The organism is Pseudomonas sp. 2725 (assembly GCF_050434585.1).
In the GTDB taxonomy this organism is placed as follows: domain Bacteria; phylum Pseudomonadota; class Gammaproteobacteria; order Pseudomonadales; family Pseudomonadaceae; genus Aquipseudomonas; species Aquipseudomonas jessenii.
Genome location: NZ_JBNDIV010000002.1, coordinates 558789 through 576494, shown reverse-complemented (window position 1 = coordinate 576494; position 17706 = coordinate 558789). Strand labels below are relative to the sequence as shown.

Sequence of the window (17706 nt, the reverse complement as noted above, 5' to 3'; positions counted from 1 at the left end):
CGGCTGCAAAGCGGTTTGCCAATGGTCAGCAGGGAAAGTATTTGACGACCAGCGCCTTCAGGTTGGCGGCTGTTTGCGCGTCCATTTTTCCATCGAAGTTTTCCGGGCGAAAATGCATCTGGAATGCCCGCACCAATTGTTGAAAACCGCCTTCCGTGGACGCCCCCGAAACATCGTATCCATAGGATTTGAACAGCCCCAGCAACTCGCTTCGGGCTGGAACCCCCGATGTGTTGTATTGGCGCAGATACTCGTCCCGAGTGGTTTCATCGAACCAGGCGCCGACGCCTTTCAAGTACAGTTCCCGCCAGGGAAACATCGGCCCCGGGTCACTTTTGCGGCCGATCGAAACATCGGAGTGGCCCAGAACCTGCGTCGGCGTGATATCCGGGTAGCGCATGAGGATACTCAGCGCCAGTTGTTCAATCGCAACAATCTGCTCGGGGTGATACGGCGGAAAGGTGAATTCGCCCTTGTTGTCGGTCGCCAGGTTGACGATTTCAATGCCGATGGACGTATCGTTCAGATTGCTGCGGCTACCCCACTGACTGACACCTGCGTGCCACGCGCGATAGGTTTCATCCACCAGGCTGAAAACTTCCTGCCCGGTATGGCCGGCCTTCAGGTAACTGGGGTCCGTGATATCTGGAACCAGATAATGCGCGCTGACATTGGGGCCAGTCAGGGCATTGACAGAACTTGAAAAGTCAGCGGCCGTGTAGTGAAGAATCAGAAAGCGTATTCGACTGTTGAAACTTCTGGTTGAACGATACCGGATGTAGTTGATGGATTTCATGGTTGCACTCGCAATAAGTAAGTTTGAAGTCGGACGAAGATAAAAGTCGTTCGCCGACTTGCTGTTCAACTTAAAGACTCGAGTGCTTTTGGTGTTTACCTATGCTTGTAGGTACTTTCTGAAAGAAATGTAGGCATGAGAAGTTTTACCTGGATGCTCCGGGGTCACTGACTGGCAGCTGTTAATTATCAAAAACCATCGCCCATAAAAAAGGCCGCTGCAAACGCAGCGGCCAAAGTAAGACGTTGGATCAGGAGCTACAAATCAACGTCAGTGAACACAGGGTGACGAACCGAATCCTCGATTCATCTGAAGTCTCTCAGTCACGGCGCAGGCGGGTACAGGGTGCCTGCGGTGGTTTACTGTGACAGTGAGGTAAGAATAAGCCCTCGGCGCTGTAGGAAAAATACCAATTCCCGACATGCACTGTTGCAGCCCCGGCAACAGTCAGGATTCGGGTGCTCGTCGTCTGTGCCAGTCATCCTTTAGAGGTACACCACGAATACCTCCTTGGTGCGCTTATCGACCCCGGTGCCCGGCAGTAGGGTGAGGCCTTCTGTCACTCACCGGGGAAGACGCATGACAAAAACAACAATGCGCGCCATCTTCACACCGCAGGCGCTGGCGGTTGCAGTCGCATTAGGCTGTTGCGCCCAGGCGCAGGCCCTTTCATTCAACATCGGGGAGATCGAGGGGACGTTCGACTCCTCGTTGTCGGTCGGCGCGAGCTGGGGCATGCGTGATGCGGATAAATCCCTGGTGGGCATCGTCAACGGCGGCTCCGGCCAGTCTTCGACCGGTGACGACGGGCGATTGAATTTCAAGAAAGGTGAAACCTTCTCGAAGATCTTCAAGGGTATTCACGACCTCGAACTGAAGTACGGCGACACCGGTGCGTTTGTGCGAGGCAAGTACTGGTACGACTTTGAACTCAAGGATGAAAGCCGCCCCTTCAAGGACATCAGCGATCACAATCGCAAAGAAGGCGCCAAGTCTTCAGGCGGACAAATCCTCGACGCTTTCGTCTATCACAACTACTCCCTCGCCGATTTGCCGGGCACGGTCCGCGCCGGCAAGCAGGTGGTCAGTTGGGGGGAGAGCACGTTCATCGGCAACTCGATCAACAGCATCAATCCGGTCGACGTGTCCGCGTTCCGTCGTCCTGGCGCCGAGATCAAGGAAGGCCTGATCCCGGTCAACATGTTGTTTGCCTCCCAGGGGCTGACGGAAAAGCTGACCGTGGAAGGCTTCTATCAACTGGAATGGGACCAGACGGTCGTCGATAATTGCGGCACTTTCTTTGGTGTCGACGTGGTGGCGGACGGCTGCAACAAGGGCTACACCGTTGCCAACCCGGCCATTGCACCCTTGCAGCCGATTGCGGCTGCCTTTGGTCAGGGCTTCGAGGTCAGCAAGGAGGGGGTGATCGTGCCCCGTGGCGGTGACCGCGATGCCCGGGATTCCGGGCAGTGGGGTACGGCGCTGCGCTGGCTGGGGGACGACACCGAGTACGGCCTGTACTTCATGAACTACCACAGCCGTTCACCGAATGTCGGGACCACCACCGCCGGCCCCGGTACGCTGGCAAGCATTCCGGGAATCGTTGCCACCGCCAACCGCATCGCGCCCGGCACCGGTTCAGGCCTGGCCCAAAGTGTGATGCTCGGTCGCGGCCAGTATTACCTCGAATACCCGGAGGACATCCGCCTCTACGGTGCCAGCTTCGCCACCACCTTGTCCACCGGCACCGCGTGGAGCGGGGAAATCAGCTACCGTCCCAACGCCCCGGTGCAGGTCAACACCAATGACCTGACCCTGGCCATGCTCAATCCGATTGCAGGTGGTGCGGCATCACCGATCGCCACGTCACCCGGGGCTGACAACAAAGGCTATCGCCGCAAGGAAGTGACGCAGATCCAGAGCACCCTGACGCACTTCATCGATCAGGTCGCGGGTGCGGATCGCCTGACCCTGGTGGGCGAGGCGGCGGTGGTTCGGGTCGGTGGTCTGGAGGCGCGCAGCAAACTGCGCTACGGCCGCGACTCGGTGTATGGCCAGTATGGATTCGGCGGCGATACCGACGGCTTCGTAACCTCGACTTCATGGGGTTATCGCGCCCGGGCCATCCTCGACTACAACAACCTCATCGCCGGGATCAACGTCAGGCCCAACCTCTCGTGGTCCCACGACGTCGCGGGCTTTGGTCCCAACGGTCTGTTCAACGAAGGCGCCAAGGCCATCAGCCTCGGTGTCGATGCGGACTATCGCAACACCTATACCGCCAGCCTCAGTTACACCGACTTTTTCGGCGGCGACTACAACGTCCTCACCGACCGTGACTTCGTGGCGTTGAGCTTTGGTGTGAACTTCTGATCTGGCTGAAAAGGATGAATTCAATGCGCAAGATGATTCTGCAATTGGGCACCGTTCTGGCCCTGAGTCTGCTGGCCGCCAACGTGATGGCGGCGGTGTCGCCGCAAGAAGCCAACACGCTCGGCACCAGCCTTACACCGCTCGGTGCCGAGAAGGCCGGCAATGCCGATGGCTCGATTCCGGCCTGGACCGGCGGCATCCCGAAAAACGCTGGCGCGGTGGACAGCAAAGGTTTCCTGGCCGACCCGTTCGCCAACGAAAAGCCGTTGTTCGTGATCACCGCGGCGACTGTCGACAAGTACAAGGACAAACTCTCCGACGGCCAGATCGCAATGTTCAAGCGCTATCCAGAGACCTACAAGATTCCGGTCTACCCGAGCCATCGCACCGTGGCGTTACCGGCAGAAATCTATGAGTCGGCCAAGCGCAGTGCGCTGAACGTAACACCGATCAACGAGGGTAACGGTCTGGCCAACTTCACTGGTAATCGCTACTACGCATTCCCGATTCCGAAGAATGGCGTGGAAGTGATCTGGAACCATGTCACTCGTTACCACGGCGGCAATCTGCGACGCACCATCACCCAGGCAACACCGCAGTCCAATGGCGACTTCACGGTGATCCGCTTCAAGGACGAAGTCGCCGTGCCGTCGTTGCTCAGCGATCTGAAACCGGGCAGCGACGATAACGTCCTCAACTACTTCAAGCAGGAAGTGACCGCGCCGGCGCGGCTGGCGGGCAACGTGTTGCTGGTCCACGAGACCCTCGACCAGGTCAAGGAACCGCGCAAGGCCTGGATCTACAACGCTGGCCAGCGCCGGGTACGGCGTGCGCCGCAGGTCGCTTATGACGGTGTTGGCACCTCATCCGACGGCCTGCGCACTACCGATAACTTCGACATGTTTTCCGGCGCGCCGGATCGCTACGATTGGAAACTGATCGGCAAGAAGGAGATGTACATTCCCTACAACAGCTACAAGCTCGACTCGCCCAACCTCAAGTACACCGATGTGATCAAGGCCGGGCACATCAATCAGGACCTGACCCGCTACGAGTTGCACCGTGTCTGGGAAGTCGTCGCCACGGTCAAGCCGAGCGAGCGTCACGTGTACGCCAAGCGCCACATGTACATCGACGAAGACAGCTGGCAAGTGGCGCTGGCCGACCACTACGACGGGCGTGGCCAACTCTGGCGCGTCGCCGAAGGGCATGCCCAGTTCTACTACGATCACCAGGTGCCGGCCTACACCGTCGAAGCGCTCTATGACCTGATCGCCGGTCGCTATATCGCCCTGGGAATGAAGAACGAAGAGAAACGCAGCTTCGAATTCAATATCGATGCAAAAGCGGGGGACTACACTCCAGCAGCCTTGCGGAGCACGGGAGTCAGGTAGGTTTCCTACAGGGTCTTACACAAAAGGGTGACTTTGCGGTCACCTTTTTTATAGCGGTCGATCAGTGTGTTGAATACTTCTTCAACAAGCGCTCGGGAGGGGGCTAGGGTGGCGCCAGAATTATAAAAAAGGCGCACCACAATGACTGCAATGACGCACTGTCTGGACCGCCCTGGCTTCCTGCCCCGACTGTCGTCCCATCATCTGTCCCGCGAGCGACTGATCGAGCCCATGCTGGTTTCGACCGCTCGGGTGAAGTTGCTTTGCGCACCGGCCGGTAGTGGCAAGAGCGCGTTGCTTACCGAATGCCTGCTGCGGGCGCCGGAGCACGCTCGGATCTGTTGGCTGCCGCTGGCGGGGGCGTCGTTGAGTGCAGCCGATTTACTATTGCGCCTGACGCAAGCGCTGGGTCTGCCCTCGACGGATGAGCCCGGGCTGTTGGCGCATCTGGCCCGATTACAGGCACCGACCTGGCTGTTTATCGATGATTACTGTCGAGCACCCAATCCGGAACTCGACCGGATGCTCGATCGCCTGTTGGCCGTCGACAGCCCGGCGCTGACCTGGTGGCTGAGCTCCCGTCGACGACCACCCTGCAACTGGCCGCGGCTGCTGCTCGATGATGAGTTGTACGAGTGCGAAGGCCGGACGCTGGCGTTTACCGAGGCCGAGGTCGGGCAGTTGCTCGGTCATGTCGAGCCGGCCCTGGCGGCACAAACCGCCAAAAGGGTGGCTCAGCGCAGTGGTGGCTGGTGCGCTGGCGTGCGGATCGCATTGCTCAATGGTTGTCCGTGGTCGGGTGAGCAGGGGCGTTCGGCGACATTGCTCGATTATCTGCAACACGAGTTGTTCAACACTTTGCCGTCGGAGTTGGTTGAGGTCTGGAAGGTGTTGGTTCATCTGCCACGCTTCAACGCCAGCTTGTGCGAGCATCTTTTCGGCACGGGTGAGGGCGCGCAGTGGCTGAACGCGTTGCAGGACATGGGCTGCTTCATTGAACCCTGGGAAGACTCCGTCGAGTGGTTGCGGGTCTTCGAGCCACTGGCCCGGGAGATGCGTGAAGAACCGACCCCGGCCGGGCGCTCCTGGCATCGCCGCGCGTGCCAATGGTTCAGCGCCGAAGAAGACTGGCAGGGCGCCTTCGAGCAGGCGTTGCTGGCGCAAGAGCACGAGGTCGCGGTCAGCCTGTTGCAACACTTCAGTTTTGAGCATCTGTTCAAGCGTCAGAACGTCAGCTGGTTACTCAAGCTGCACGAGCAGCTGGGTGAACAGTTGACCCTGGGCACGCCGCAACGGGTGGGGTTGATCACCGCGGCGTTGCTGTTTGCCGGGCGTTTCGAGCAGGCGGCTGCCTGCATTGGGCAACTGTCCCGATTTGCCCCGCAGCCGACGGCATCCTTGCAACGCCAACTGCTGGCGCGTTGGCAGGCGCAACAGGGTTGGTTGCTGCATTTGCAGGGACGCCTGCCGGCGGCACGGGCGCATTTTATCGAGGCGCTGGACGAACTGGCGGCCGAGGCATGGCCCGCACGGTTGTTGTGTCTGTCCGGGCTGACCCAGCAAGCACTGCTCAACGCCGACCTCGATGCCGCCCAGGCCTTCAATCGTGATGCCCTGTGCCTGGCACGGGCGCAAGGCTCGTTGCTGTTTGAAGGCTTGCTCGAACTCGATCATGCGCAGTTGCTGGAGCAGCGTGGCGCACCGCGGCGAGCAGGCCAGTTGCTGGCCGACATCCATGAAATGCTCGGACGGCAGGCTGATCGACCGACGCCGCTGCTGGGACGAATCGCCCTGCGACGTGGGCGCTTGGCCTTGTGCCAGGGCCAGGATGAATTGGCCGGTGAATGTTTCCAGGCGGGCCTCGATGACTGCCTCCACAGTCAGGACAAGCATGTGCTGTACGGGTTTCTCGGGCAGGCGCAACTGGCGGCCAACCAACGTGATTACGCCCATGCATTTGATCGTCTGCGCGAGGCCGAACGGTTGATGCAGCAACGGCAGATCCCCGACACGGTTTATCGCGGCGTGCTGCTGCAAATCAGCAGTCATTTCTGGCTGCAACAAGGGCGCCCGGAGCTGGCCCGGGAAGCGCTGACCCGGGTCTTGCGTCATTATCGTGGGGCCAACGCGCGCCAGGCACCACCGGCCACGCTGCAACTGATTGCGCGTATCGAATACCAGTTGGTGTTGGCCGAGGCTCAACTGCAACTGGTGCAACGTCCACTGGATCGACTCAAGGCGTTACTCGAACACGCGCAACAACACGCCATGCTGGCGCTGGAAACGGAACTGCAATTGGCAATCTGCGAAGTGGCGGACCTGACGGGTGAGCCGGACACGGCTCACGCAGCGCTGGAGGCCGGGCTGGCGTTGGTCAAGCGTTGTCAGGGACAACAGGCATTGCGGGATTTGAACTTGCGCCAGCCGAACCTGATCTGTCGTTTGCAAGGCGAGGAGACGGTGACCGCGCTGGCCCCGGATGCCAGCCTGCTGAGCAGTAGGGAACTGGAAGTGCTCGGCCTGATTGCCCAGGGTAATTCCAATCAGCAAATTGCCGAGCAGCTGTTCATTTCGCTGCATACGGTGAAAACCCATGCCCGGCGCATTCACAGCAAGTTGGGTGTGGAACGGCGTACACAGGCAGTTGCCATGGCAAAGAAGTTGGGATTTATAATGCAGGCCTGGTAGTTGTTGGTTTTTAGTCGGGAAATGAATTAAAACATATGGTCGCGTGCATAAATAACTGTGTTGATTAGTATGGTCGTCGGCGCTGACAAACAAGCAAGTGTTTGCGATGTCAGTATGTTGAACGACAGTTCGAGCAGGATGCTCGGTTCTTTAACCGTGACAGGAAGTCTGTATGAGTGACAGTTTTTTTTCTACCAGTAAAATTGTTCTATTGAAGCGTATTCGTGCGGATTTCGCCGTCGAGGTGCTGTTGGTTGAACGCCTGGGGAAACTCGGGATCAACCCGTTCACGACCTATCTGAATACGTTGGGTGAGAGTATTGACGCCGACGTCATTGAGTCCAGGACGTTATTCGATGAGACGCTGGAGTGGGTTGAGAAAGAGTCGCTGCCTACTTATGTCCAGGTTATCAATGGAATCTTCAAACGGCGTTATTCTTTCGAGCCGGAGTATCAGGTTAAAGGGCTGGATTTGCTAGAGTTTGAAGAAATAGTAATGGATACCGTCCGTTGGTTGACCGATGCGCCCTCAATCAACCTCTCAAAACGCTCGGTCAAGGTTTCTGGTATCGAGCAGGTCCACGCAGCGTTAAAGTATCAGATCCCGGAAATCAATATTGATAATGTGTACTTGACCAGCTTTGTGACTGAGTCGGACGGGCGAAAGATACTTCAATCCAGAAGTCTGGCCGAAGATATCTTTGCTCATTTTCAACATGATGAAATTCCTTACTATCACGGCGAAGGACTGGGTGTTTATTCGATCGCCTACAGTTCCCGGGAATCTGATTTGCATCCGCAACTGACGATCAAGGACATCAGTGACCTTGTAATCGAAATTGCTCCGGATTTCCTGATCTGATACTCAGGGACTTTCGTAGCCCATTCTCCAACTGACGGCCCGCGTCGCAGCCAGTAACCGCTGCGCCGCCGGGCCGTTTTCATCGGCATGAAACAGCGAGGTCGGCCCGACCACGGTCAGTACTGCCGTGATCCTGCCCATGGCGTTGAACACCGGTGCCGACAAGGCATCCACTCCGGGCATCAAGAGTCCATGCACATGATGCAGGCCCCGATGGCGGATCTGTTCGCACATCGTTGTGTAGGCCTGATCATCCGCCAAGGCGTGGGCGGTAACGTTTTGCAGTTCCTGTTCACGCAGATCCACGGTTTCACGCGCAGGCAGGTAGGCGCCAAACACCAGTCCCGTCGAAGAGCTGAGCAATGGCAACACCGAGCCCAGTTGTGTCACCACGGTCACCGCACGCACCGCCGGTTCGATATGCACCACGGTCGCGCCCTGATTGCCCCACACCGCCAGGAAACAGGTTTCGTTCAAGTCATCGCGCAGTTCAGCCAGGGGCAGGGCGGCGACTTTCAGCACGTCCATACTGTTGAGTGCCGCCAACCCTACGCGCAGGGCTTCGCGGCCCAGGCCGTAATGGTTGGTGGCGGCGTTCTGTTCGGCGAATCCGCTGGCGATCAAGGCCTGCAAATAGCGGTGAACCTTGCTCGCCGGCATCTGCACGTGTTCGGCCAGGCGCGACAGCGAAGTCGAAGGCGACAACTCGGCCAGGGCCTTGAGGATGTCGGTGCCAACCTCGGCCGAGCGGACTTTCTGTTTACCGTTGTTGTCGCTGGTTTTTTCCATGGTGGCTGGGATCCCGGGACGAATGGGCGTCTTTATAGCTTGACGGTCAATACCAATCAAATTACGTTATGCGTAATCAAATTACGATAAAAACAACCCAGGCGTGCCTCGACCTCTGCAACAGAGCGAGCGGCCACTGCCGACTCCCTGTTCAGGAGGCTCCATGAACCCCGATTCAACGACGCCAGCGCTGGCCTACCAGTCAGGCTTCGGCAACGAATTCAGCAGCGAAGCGTTGCCCGGCGCACTGCCTGTCGGCCAGAACTCCCCGCAAAAAGCCCCGTACGGCCTTTACACCGAACTGTTCTCCGGCACGGCGTTCACCATGGCGCGCAGCGAAGCGCGACGGACCTGGATGTACCGCATTCAGCCGTCGGCCAATCATCCGGCATTCGTCAAACTGGACCGGCAACTGGCCGGCGGCCCGCTGGGTGAGGTGACCCCCAACCGCCTGCGCTGGAACCCGCTGGACATTCCCGTCGAGCCGACCGATTTCATCGACGGCCTGGTGAGCATGGCCGCCAACTCGGGCGCAGAAAAACCGGCCGGGATCAGCATCTACAACTACCGCGCCAACCGTTCCATGGAGCGCGCGTTCTTCAATGCTGACGGCGAGATGTTGCTGGTGCCTGAACTGGGGCGCCTGCGCATCGCCACGGAACTGGGCGTGCTTGAACTGGAGCCGCTGGAAATTGCCGTACTGCCTCGCGGCCTTAAATTCCGCATCGAACTGCTCGACCCGCAAGCCCGCGGTTACGTCGCCGAAAACCATGGCGCACCGCTGCGTCTGCCGGACCTGGGGCCGATTGGCAGCAATGGTCTGGCCAATCCGAGGGACTTTTTGACCCCGGTGGCGGCCTACGAAAACCTGCAACAACCCACCACGCTGGTGCAGAAATTCCTCGGCCAGTTGTGGGCTTGCGAGCTCAATCATTCGCCGCTCAACGTGGTCGCCTGGCACGGTAACAACGTGCCGTACAAATATGACCTGCGCCGATTCAACACTATCGGCACCGTCAGTTTCGATCACCCCGATCCGTCGATCTTCACTGTGCTGACCTCGCCGACCAGCGTTCACGGCCTGGCCAACCTCGACTTCGTGATCTTCCCTCCACGCTGGATGGTGGCCGAGAAAACCTTCCGTCCGCCGTGGTTCCATCGCAACCTGATGAACGAATTCATGGGGTTGATCCAGGGCGAATACGACGCCAAGGCTGAAGGCTTTGTGCCCGGCGGCGCATCGTTGCACAGCTGCATGAGCGCCCACGGTCCCGACGGAGAGACTTGCACCAAAGCGATCAACGCTGAGCTAAAGCCGGCGAAAATCGACAACACCATGGCGTTCATGTTCGAGACCAGCCAGGTGTTGCGCCCAAGCAGTTTCGCCCTTGATTGCCCGCAACTGCAAAACACCTACGACGCCTGCTGGGCTACGCTGCCCGCCACTTTCGACCCGACCCGGAGATAACCCATGACGCAGACTTCCATCACTCGCAGCTGGGTTGCATCCGCCAACGGCCACGCGGACTTCCCCCTGCAAAACCTGCCGCTGGGCGTGTTCAGCCTCAACGGCTCGGCACCGCGCAGTGGCGTGGCGATTGGCGAGCATATCTTTGATCTGCAAGCGGCCCTGGAGGCCGGATTGTTCAATGGCGCCGCGAAGGCTGCCGTCGAGGCCACCTGTGGCGGCCAGTTGAATGCGTTCTTCGAACTGGGCCGCGAGGCTCGCGTCGCGCTGCGCGAGCGTTTGCTGGAACTGTTCGCCGAGGGCAGCACCCTGCACGGCAAGATCGAAGCCCAGGGCGCAAAACTGCTGCCACTGGCGGCGGATTGCGAGATGCACCTGCCGGCGAAAATCAACGATTACACCGACTTCTACGTCGGCATCGAGCACGCGCAGAACGTCGGCAAACTGTTCCGCCCGGACAACCCGTTGCTGCCGAACTACAAGTACGTGCCAATCGGCTACCACGGTCGTGCGTCGACCATTCGCCCGTCCGGCACCGATGTGCGCCGCCCGAAAGGCCAGACGCTGCCGGCCGGTCAGAGCGAACCGACGTTCGGCCCTTGCGCGCGCCTGGACTACGAACTGGAACTGGGCATCTGGATCGGCCAGGGTAACGACATGGGCGACTCGATTGCCATTGGCGACGCCGCCGACCACATCGCCGGTTTCTGCCTGCTCAACGACTGGTCGGCACGGGACATCCAGGCCTGGGAATACCAGCCGCTGGGGCCGTTCCTGTCGAAAAGCTTCATCACCAGCATCTCGCCGTGGGTGGTCACCGCCGAAGCGCTGGAGCCGTTCCGTCGTGCCCAGCCTGCACGTCCCCAAGGCGATCCGCAGCCGCTGCCGTACCTGCTCGACAAGCGCGACCAAGCCGCTGGCGCGTTCGACATCGAACTGGAAGTGTTGCTGCTCACCGAGGCCATGCGTGAACAGAACCTGCCAGCCCATCGCCTGACCCTGAGCAACACCGGGCACATGTACTGGACCGTGGCACAAATGGTCGCGCACCACAGCGTCAATGGTTGCCAATTGCAGGCGGGTGACTTGTTCGGCTCGGGCACGCTGTCGGGGCCGCAGAGCGGTCAGTTCGGCAGCCTGCTGGAAATCACCGAAGGCGGTAAAAAGCCGATCGAACTGGCCTCGGGCGAGGTGCGTAAATTCCTTGAGGACGGTGACGAAATCATCCTGCGCGGCCGTTGCCGCCGCGACGGTTTTGCTTCCATCGGTTTCGGCGAATGCCGCGGCAAAGTGCTGCCGGCGCGCTAACAGGAGCGGGGCATGGAACTCTATACCTACTACCGTTCGACATCTTCGTACCGGGTGCGTATCGCGTTGGCGCTCAAGGGCCTGGATTATCAATCCTTGCCAGTCAACCTGATCGCACCGCAGGGTGGCGAGCATCGTCAGCCGCCTTATCTGGGCATCAACCCGCAGGGCCGCGTGCCGGCCTTGCGCACCGATGAAGGCGAGTTGCTGATCCAGTCTCCCGCGATCATCGAGTACCTGGAGGAACGTTTTCCACAGGTCCCGCTGCTGTCCAAAGACCTGGCTGCCCGTGCTCACGAGCGCGGCGTGGCGGCAGTGATCGGCTGCGATGTACACCCGCTGCACAACGTCAGCGTGCTCAATCGGCTGCGCCAGTCGGGCCACGACGAACCGCAGGTGGTGGAGTGGATCGGTCACTGGATCGGCCAAGGGCTGGCCACGGTGGAGCAGTTGATCGGTGATGACGGTTACTGCTTCGGCCCCGAACCCGGGCTGGCGGACGTCTACCTGATCCCGCAGCTGTACGCGGCCGAGCGTTTCAATGTTTCTCTTGAGGCTTATCCACGCATCCGGCGAGTGGCGGCATTGGCGGCGACGCACCCGGCGTTCATCAAGGCGCATCCGGCGAACCAGCCAGACACGCCCTGAAACCTCACACCGTTCCAATGTGGGAGCGAGCAGGCTCGCTCCCACAATGATTTGTGATCAGTGAACGATGGAGTTCGGCGGCAAATGCCCCAGCCGCTCCGTCAGGCGAATCCGCTGGATCGGATCGTCGCTGAGCAGCAGCGCATGCTCCAGGTCAAAACGCTCGGCGTTCGGACAGTCCAGCCGTTGGTACAGGCTGGCCCGGGCCAGATAGTCGGCGGCGCTGGCGTTGCCCAGTTCCAGGACGCGTTCGGCGTCGATCAAGGCATTGATGACGTCGTCGTGGGACAGGTACAACTGGCGCAGGTTGCGCGACAGCCGTTGCAGCATCTGCACTGGCTCGGCGGTTTCCAGGTGCTCGGCGCTGAGCTTGATGTTCGGGCCGTACTGGCAGAGCAACAACTCCCGACAATCGTTGGGATAAAGGCGACGGCCGCCGCAGGGGTCGAGCAAATGATCGGCGCCCGGCACCCGCAGCAGGAAATGCCCGGGGAAGTTGACCCCGACCATGGGAATTTCCAGGCCCTTGGCCAACTCCAGCGCAATCAGCCCCAGCGTCAAGGGTTGTCCTCGTCGGCGCTCCAGTACCTTGTCGAGCAGTGCCACTTGCGGGCGCAATGGCGTGAAGTCGTCCTGGGCGAAGCCAAGGTCATTCATGCGCCGCAGCAGCGGTTGGGCCAGTTCACTGACCGGCAGCATCGGCAAGCCACCGCTGACCCGTTGTTGCAACGCCTGGAAATCGGCCAGCAGCGCTTGCGGTTCCACCTCGCTGTCGTGCTCGGCCGCAATCCACAGTGCCGCCTCGAACAGCGCGGGCGGTGAACGTTGCAGACAGGCGAAGAACGATTGGCGCGGGGTCATCAAAATCTCCGGGCAATGCCTCGTTTTAGCCCCCTCTCCGGCATTCGTCCAGTACCGTACAAGAGCGACCACGGGTTATTTCCGAAAGCCTGCATCGGGGCCGTGCTTATTCCGGTGCGCTTCTGCAATTTTTGGGCGCAAGCCTATACTGGCGACTACAAGAAGTGATTCGGGAGCCCTACGATGTTCGCTCTCATGCAAAGCACTCGCCTTGAATCGCTGCATCTGAGCGTTGACTCGGTCACCGGGTTGAAGGCGGTCATTGCCATTCATAACAGCCGGCTGGGGCCTGCCCTGGGTGGTTGTCGTTACCTTGCCTATCCCAGCGACGAGTCTGCGGTCGAGGATGCGGTGCGCCTTGCCCAAGGCATGAGTTACAAGGCGGCACTGGCCGGCCTGGCCCAGGGCGGCGGCGTGGCGGTGATCATTCGCCCCGTTCATGTGGCCAACCGCGCGGCGCTGTTCGAAGCCTTCGGGCGCTGTATCAATCAGCTCGACGGGCGCTACATCACGGCCATCGACAGTGGCACCTCAGTGGCGGACATGGATTGCATCGCCCAGCAGACCCAGCATGTCACCAGCACCACCGCGGCGGGCGACCCTGCGCCACACGCGGCGATGGGCGTATTCACCGGCATTCGCGCCACGGCGATGGCGCGACTGGGTAGCGATAACCTCGAAGGCCTGCGCGTCGCCATTCAAGGCCTGGGCAACGTCGGTTATGCCCTGGCAGAACAGTTGCACGCCGCCGGGGCCGAACTGCTGGTCAGCGATATCGATCACGGCAAGGTGCAACTGGCGATGGAGCAACTCGGGGCTCACCCCATCGCCAACGACGCACTGCTCAGTACGCCTTGCGATATTCTTGCTCCGTGCGGTTTGGGCGGAGTGCTGAACAGCCACAGCGTGACGCAACTGCGCTGCTCGGCAGTGGCCGGTTCGGCGAACAATCAGCTGACCCATCTGGATGTTGCCGACCAACTGGAACGTCGCGGCATCCTGTACGCACCTGATTACGTGATAAACGCCGGCGGACTGATTTACGTGTCGCTCAAGCACCGCGGCGAGGAACTGTCGACCATCACCGCGCACCTGTCGAAAATCAGCTCGCGCCTGACTGAAGTGTTCGCCCACGCCCAGGCGGAAAAACGCTCCCCCGCACGGGTAGCCGACGAGTTGGCGGAGAAGGTGTTGTACCGGTGAAACTGGCATGAGTTTTCCACAGGCATGAAAAAGGCCCTGGGTCATTCGACTCAGGGCCTGTTCAATTCGGGCTTTGCCTATTTGGCGGCTTTTGGGGCCTTGGCAGGCTTGGCCGGGGTGACCGGCTCAGCGGCCTCAACGACCTCGGTTGCCGCAACAGGTTGTGCGACTTCAACCGGTGCGCTGAGCAGTTCGGACAGGGCGTCCGGCTGGCTCTTGAACGCCTTGGCGAACACGTCGCGATTTTTCGCCATGTAGATCCCGGCTTCTTCCACTTGCTGCTCGGTCAGGGACGGAACGGCTTTTTGCAACACTTCAGCCAGCAATTCGGCCAGTTCGAGCATTTTGTCATGACGGTCAGCTTCGGCTTTATCCATGAACAAGCGCTCCAGATCTCGGCTGCTGCGGTATACCACTTCGACGGCCATTCACCACCTCACATGCCTTCACATTGGTTGTCGATTTCGACTACTGTATCTATATACAGCTAAAGGATAAGCGAATCCCTGCCTTTTGGGTAGTGGCTTTTTAATGTAGACCGGATTCGGGATTTGTCAGGCGAGGCGCTGCACAGGTGCGACCAAACGCCACGGCGCACAATCCCGAGCGGCTCGCCATCATGGGCTGGCCTTTTTTCTGCATGCAGAAAAACCGTCACGTCCAACCCGCATCATCCGGTCGAGCCGACCTAAGGAAGCATCATCGTGAAAATCAACTGGGCCGAAAAACTGCGGCAGAACGTGCATGAACTGGCCGAGTCCCTGGGCAATCTGTTTGTCGAAACCTTTCACTACCTGGCGTTGTTCGCCATTGGTGCGGTGACCGCATGGGCGGCGGTGATGGAATTTCTCGGGATGATCGAAGAAGGGCACATCAAGATCGATGACATCTTGCTGCTGTTCATCTACCTGGAACTGGGGGCGATGGTCGGGATTTACTTCAAGACCAACCACATGCCCGTGCGCTTCCTGATCTACGTGGCGATCACCGCGCTGACGCGGCTGCTGATTTCCAACGTTTCGCACCACAACCCGCCGGACCTGGGGATCATCTACCTGTGCGGCGGGATTCTGCTGTTGGCGTTTGCGATTCTGGTGGTGCGTTACGCTTCGTCGCAATTTCCTTCGGTGAAGATTGAGAACCCGCACCGCAAAACAGGTAAGGGCTCCAGTGAACATCCGGAAGTAGAAAAGGGCGAGCTTTAAAGCCCCATGGTGGGTCGGTGGCGGTCACTGGCTGGTGGGGGCAGGCTGCGCGTGCCGCCGTCGGTCATTGATTCGAGGATGGCCACGGCGCAGTGGCCCTGTTCGATGGCAATGCCGAACTGAATGCTTTGCACCAATCGTTTCAGGCGCTCGGGGTCATTGCGTTGTTCGGCGCTGATCATGCGTTTGGCCACCACGCGGCCACTGTTGGACAGGGTCAGCATGATGCGGCCGTCCAGGCCCTGAATGCTCAGGTTGATCTGGTAATCCGCTGCAAAGGCATCGGTAATGAGCTGGAAAGGGTTGTCCATGATGCGTCACCGCCTGATTGAACGTGCAGTTGTTGACCGGCCATGATCGGGTTGGTTCGCAACGCCAGACCACCGGCCATCTCGCCATCATTGTTCCAGCATGGAAGTAGCAAGGCCCATGCCGGAAAATTGTCGGACAAAAAACACGTTCTGTAGGAGCGAGCCTGCTCGCGATGGTCGTGAACGATAACGCGTCAAACCAGATGGTTTGCGGCGCCTGAGGGTTTTTCGCGAGCAAGCTCGCTCCTACGGGGGGCCGCGTTTTCTGCACGTTTCAGGGCAATTAACCTCGACGTGCCTCCAAAACGGTCAACATTCCACCCAGTTCACCGCCAGTCCGCCCCGCGACGTCTCTTTGTACTTGTCATGCATGTCGGCCCCGGTGTCGCGCATGGTGCGGATCACCCGGTCCAGGGAAATGAAGTGTTTGCCGTCGCCGCGCAGGGCCATTTGCGTGGCATTGATGGCCTTGACCGCGGCGATCGCGTTGCGCTCGATACACGGCACTTGCACCAGTCCGCCAACCGGGTCGCAGGTGAGGCCGAGGTTGTGTTCCAGGCCGATTTCGGCGGCGTTTTCCAGCTGCTCCGGGGTGGCGCCAAGCACCTCTGCCAGGCCAGCGGCGGCCATGGCGCAAGCGGAGCCGACTTCACCCTGGCAGCCGACTTCGGCACCGGAGATCGAAGCGTTTTTCTTGCACAGGATGCCGACGGCAGCTGCACCCAGGAAAAATGCGACCACGTCATCGTCAGACGCATCGGCATTGAATTTCATGTAGTAGTGCAGCACCGCCGGAATGATCCCCGCCGCGCCGTTGGTCGGCGCCGTGACCATGCGCCCGCCGGCCGCGTTTTCTTCGTTCACGGCAAGGGCGTACAGGTTGACCCATTCCATCGCTGACAAGGTGGACGTAATGACATTCGGCTTGCCGATTTCCTGCAGGCTGCGATGCAGTTTCGCCGCTCGACGCGGAACACTCAGGCCGCCGGGCAAGATGCCTTCGTGGCGCAAACCCTGCTCGACGCATTCGCGCATCACCGACCAGATATGCAACAGGCCCTGGCGGATTTCCGCGTCACTGCGCCATGCCCGTTCGTTGGCCATCATCAGTTCGCCCACTCGCAGCCCGTGCTCGTTGCAGAGTTTGAGCAGTTCGGCGGCGCTGGAGAAATCGTAAGGCAGCACCACGTCGCCGGCCGGCGCGATCCCGGATTCGGCTTCGGCGGCTTCGATGATAAAACCGCCGCCCACCGAGTAGTAGGTCTGCTCGAACAGTTCGCCGGTTTCACCGAAGGCTGTCAGGGACATGGCGTTGGGGTGGTAGGGCAGGCTTTCGTCCAGTAGCAGGAGATCGCGTTGCCAGTCGAAGGCAATTTGCGCAACGCCTGCAAGGCACAGTTTGCCGGTTTCGCGCAGGGTGTGAATGCGGCTGTCGATGGTGGTTGGATCGATGCGGTCGGGCCATTCGCCCATCAGGCCCATGACGCAGGCGCGATCCGTCGCGTGGCCGACGCCGGTCGCTGAAAGAGAACCATAGAGACGGATTTCCACGCGTCGCACGTCGGCCAGAAAACCGTGATCGACCAGCGCTTGGGCAAAGGTTGCGGCAGCGCGCATCGGACCGACGGTATGGGAACTGGACGGGCCGATACCCACTTTGAAGAGATCGAAAACACTGATAGCCATGCTAAAGCCTGCACACGCAATGGAAGGGAAATCGCTGCCATTTCTGTAGGACAAGCGCAATTTGGGCGATACTGCCTGTCACGAGCCTGCGTGACCAACGAAAATTCCTAAGAC

General features: G+C 59.8%; 14 protein-coding genes and 1 pseudogene. 9 read left to right on the top strand and 6 right to left on the bottom strand.

What is annotated here, in order from left to right; translation table 11 throughout:
- Window positions 1-25: 25 nt before the first annotated feature.
- Entirely contained in the window at window positions 26-796 is a 771-nt protein-coding gene (locus ABIE16_RS06875; RefSeq protein WP_429520765.1) for an N-acetylmuramoyl-L-alanine amidase, read from the bottom strand.
- Between the two features lie 579 nt (window positions 797-1375).
- Between ABIE16_RS06875 and ABIE16_RS06870 the strand changes: the two genes are divergently transcribed.
- The 4 genes from ABIE16_RS06870 to ABIE16_RS06855 all read left to right on the top strand — a co-directional run bounded on the left by ABIE16_RS06870 (window position 1376) and on the right by ABIE16_RS06855 (window position 8113).
- Complete coding sequence (locus ABIE16_RS06870; RefSeq protein WP_429520764.1) at window positions 1376-3169, top strand: DUF1302 domain-containing protein; 1794 nt, start codon at window positions 1376-1378, stop codon at window positions 3167-3169.
- A 23-nt stretch (window positions 3170-3192) separates the two neighbouring features.
- The gene (locus ABIE16_RS06865) at window positions 3193-4563 is read left to right on the top strand and encodes a DUF1329 domain-containing protein (RefSeq protein WP_340315209.1); all 1371 of its coding nucleotides are present in this window, start codon (window positions 3193-3195) and stop codon (window positions 4561-4563) included.
- A gap of 141 nt (window positions 4564-4704) precedes the next feature.
- Window positions 4705-7251, top strand: a complete 2547-nt coding sequence (locus ABIE16_RS06860; protein ID WP_429520763.1) for a LuxR C-terminal-related transcriptional regulator — start codon at window positions 4705-4707, stop codon at window positions 7249-7251.
- 172 nt (window positions 7252-7423) lie between these two features.
- Window positions 7424-8113, top strand: coding sequence for a hypothetical protein (locus tag ABIE16_RS06855; protein WP_057716387.1), 690 nt, complete (start codon window positions 7424-7426; stop codon window positions 8111-8113).
- A 3-nt stretch (window positions 8114-8116) separates the two neighbouring features.
- Here the strand turns inward: ABIE16_RS06855 and ABIE16_RS06850 are convergent, their stop codons facing one another.
- A complete protein-coding gene (locus ABIE16_RS06850) occupies window positions 8117-8902 on the bottom strand; it encodes an IclR family transcriptional regulator (RefSeq protein WP_429520762.1) in 786 nt (261 codons plus the stop codon).
- Between the two features lie 163 nt (window positions 8903-9065).
- Between ABIE16_RS06850 and hmgA the strand changes: the two genes are divergently transcribed.
- The 3 genes from hmgA to maiA are packed head-to-tail and all read left to right on the top strand — an operon-like array spanning window position 9066 to window position 12326.
- Window positions 9066-10370 carry a homogentisate 1,2-dioxygenase gene (gene hmgA / locus ABIE16_RS06845; RefSeq protein ID WP_429520761.1) on the top strand — a complete coding sequence of 435 codons (1305 nt, stop codon included), beginning with the start codon at window positions 9066-9068 and terminating at the stop codon, window positions 10368-10370.
- Between the two features lie 3 nt (window positions 10371-10373).
- A complete protein-coding gene (gene fahA, locus ABIE16_RS06840; RefSeq protein WP_429520760.1) occupies window positions 10374-11678 on the top strand; it encodes a fumarylacetoacetase in 1305 nt (434 codons plus the stop codon).
- Between the two features lie 12 nt (window positions 11679-11690).
- The gene (maiA, locus tag ABIE16_RS06835; protein WP_429520759.1) at window positions 11691-12326 is read left to right on the top strand and encodes a maleylacetoacetate isomerase; all 636 of its coding nucleotides are present in this window, start codon (window positions 11691-11693) and stop codon (window positions 12324-12326) included.
- Window positions 12327-12383: 57 nt separating this feature from the next.
- Here the strand turns inward: maiA and ABIE16_RS06830 are convergent, their stop codons facing one another.
- Window positions 12384-13187, bottom strand: a complete 804-nt coding sequence (locus ABIE16_RS06830; protein WP_429520758.1) for a SirB1 family protein — start codon at window positions 13185-13187, stop codon at window positions 12384-12386.
- Between the two features lie 183 nt (window positions 13188-13370).
- On the opposite strand from ABIE16_RS06830, the gene ABIE16_RS06825 reads away from it, so the two are divergent.
- Window positions 13371-14390 carry a Glu/Leu/Phe/Val dehydrogenase family protein gene (locus ABIE16_RS06825; protein WP_057716381.1) on the top strand — a complete coding sequence of 340 codons (1020 nt, stop codon included), beginning with the start codon at window positions 13371-13373 and terminating at the stop codon, window positions 14388-14390.
- A gap of 188 nt (window positions 14391-14578) precedes the next feature.
- On the opposite strand, the pseudogene ABIE16_RS06820 reads toward ABIE16_RS06825, so the two are convergent.
- Window positions 14579-14818, bottom strand: a pseudogene (locus ABIE16_RS06820) (YebG family protein); the annotation flags it as partial.
- A gap of 276 nt (window positions 14819-15094) precedes the next feature.
- Here ABIE16_RS06820 and ABIE16_RS06815 point away from each other — a divergent pair.
- The gene (locus ABIE16_RS06815; protein ID WP_057716379.1) at window positions 15095-15595 is read left to right on the top strand and encodes a phosphate-starvation-inducible protein PsiE; all 501 of its coding nucleotides are present in this window, start codon (window positions 15095-15097) and stop codon (window positions 15593-15595) included.
- Here ABIE16_RS06815 and ABIE16_RS06810 read toward each other — a convergent pair.
- Window positions 15592-15906: a DUF3509 domain-containing protein gene (locus tag ABIE16_RS06810; RefSeq protein ID WP_429520757.1), complete on the bottom strand. Its 315-nt coding sequence runs from the start codon at window positions 15904-15906 to the stop codon at window positions 15592-15594. The genes ABIE16_RS06815 and ABIE16_RS06810 overlap by 4 nt on opposite strands.
- 309 nt (window positions 15907-16215) lie before the next feature.
- Window positions 16216-17592, bottom strand: a complete 1377-nt coding sequence (locus ABIE16_RS06805) for an L-serine ammonia-lyase (RefSeq protein WP_057716377.1) — start codon at window positions 17590-17592, stop codon at window positions 16216-16218.
- Between the last annotated feature and the right edge of the window lie 114 nt (window positions 17593-17706).

Excerpts from the sequence above, each read along its gene's own strand:
- ABIE16_RS06875 (WP_429520765.1), bottom strand. The coding sequence starts at position 796 with ATGAAATCCATCAACTACATCCGGTATCGTTCAACCAGAAGTTTCAAC.
- ABIE16_RS06870 (WP_429520764.1), top strand. The coding sequence starts at position 1,376 with ATGACAAAAACAACAATGCGCGCCATCTTCACACCGCAGGCGCTGGCG.
- ABIE16_RS06865 (WP_340315209.1), top strand. The coding sequence starts at position 3,193 with ATGCGCAAGATGATTCTGCAATTGGGCACCGTTCTGGCCCTGAGTCTG.
- ABIE16_RS06860 (WP_429520763.1), top strand. The coding sequence starts at position 4,705 with ATGACTGCAATGACGCACTGTCTGGACCGCCCTGGCTTCCTGCCCCGA.
- ABIE16_RS06855 (WP_057716387.1), top strand. The coding sequence starts at position 7,424 with ATGAGTGACAGTTTTTTTTCTACCAGTAAAATTGTTCTATTGAAGCGT.
- ABIE16_RS06850 (WP_429520762.1), bottom strand. The coding sequence starts at position 8,902 with ATGGAAAAAACCAGCGACAACAACGGTAAACAGAAAGTCCGCTCGGCC.
- hmgA (WP_429520761.1), top strand. The coding sequence starts at position 9,066 with ATGAACCCCGATTCAACGACGCCAGCGCTGGCCTACCAGTCAGGCTTC.
- fahA (WP_429520760.1), top strand. The coding sequence starts at position 10,374 with ATGACGCAGACTTCCATCACTCGCAGCTGGGTTGCATCCGCCAACGGC.
- maiA (WP_429520759.1), top strand. The coding sequence starts at position 11,691 with ATGGAACTCTATACCTACTACCGTTCGACATCTTCGTACCGGGTGCGT.
- ABIE16_RS06830 (WP_429520758.1), bottom strand. The coding sequence starts at position 13,187 with ATGACCCCGCGCCAATCGTTCTTCGCCTGTCTGCAACGTTCACCGCCC.
- ABIE16_RS06825 (WP_057716381.1), top strand. The coding sequence starts at position 13,371 with ATGTTCGCTCTCATGCAAAGCACTCGCCTTGAATCGCTGCATCTGAGC.
- ABIE16_RS06810 (WP_429520757.1), bottom strand. The coding sequence starts at position 15,906 with ATGGACAACCCTTTCCAGCTCATTACCGATGCCTTTGCAGCGGATTAC.
- ABIE16_RS06805 (WP_057716377.1), bottom strand. The coding sequence starts at position 17,592 with ATGGCTATCAGTGTTTTCGATCTCTTCAAAGTGGGTATCGGCCCGTCC.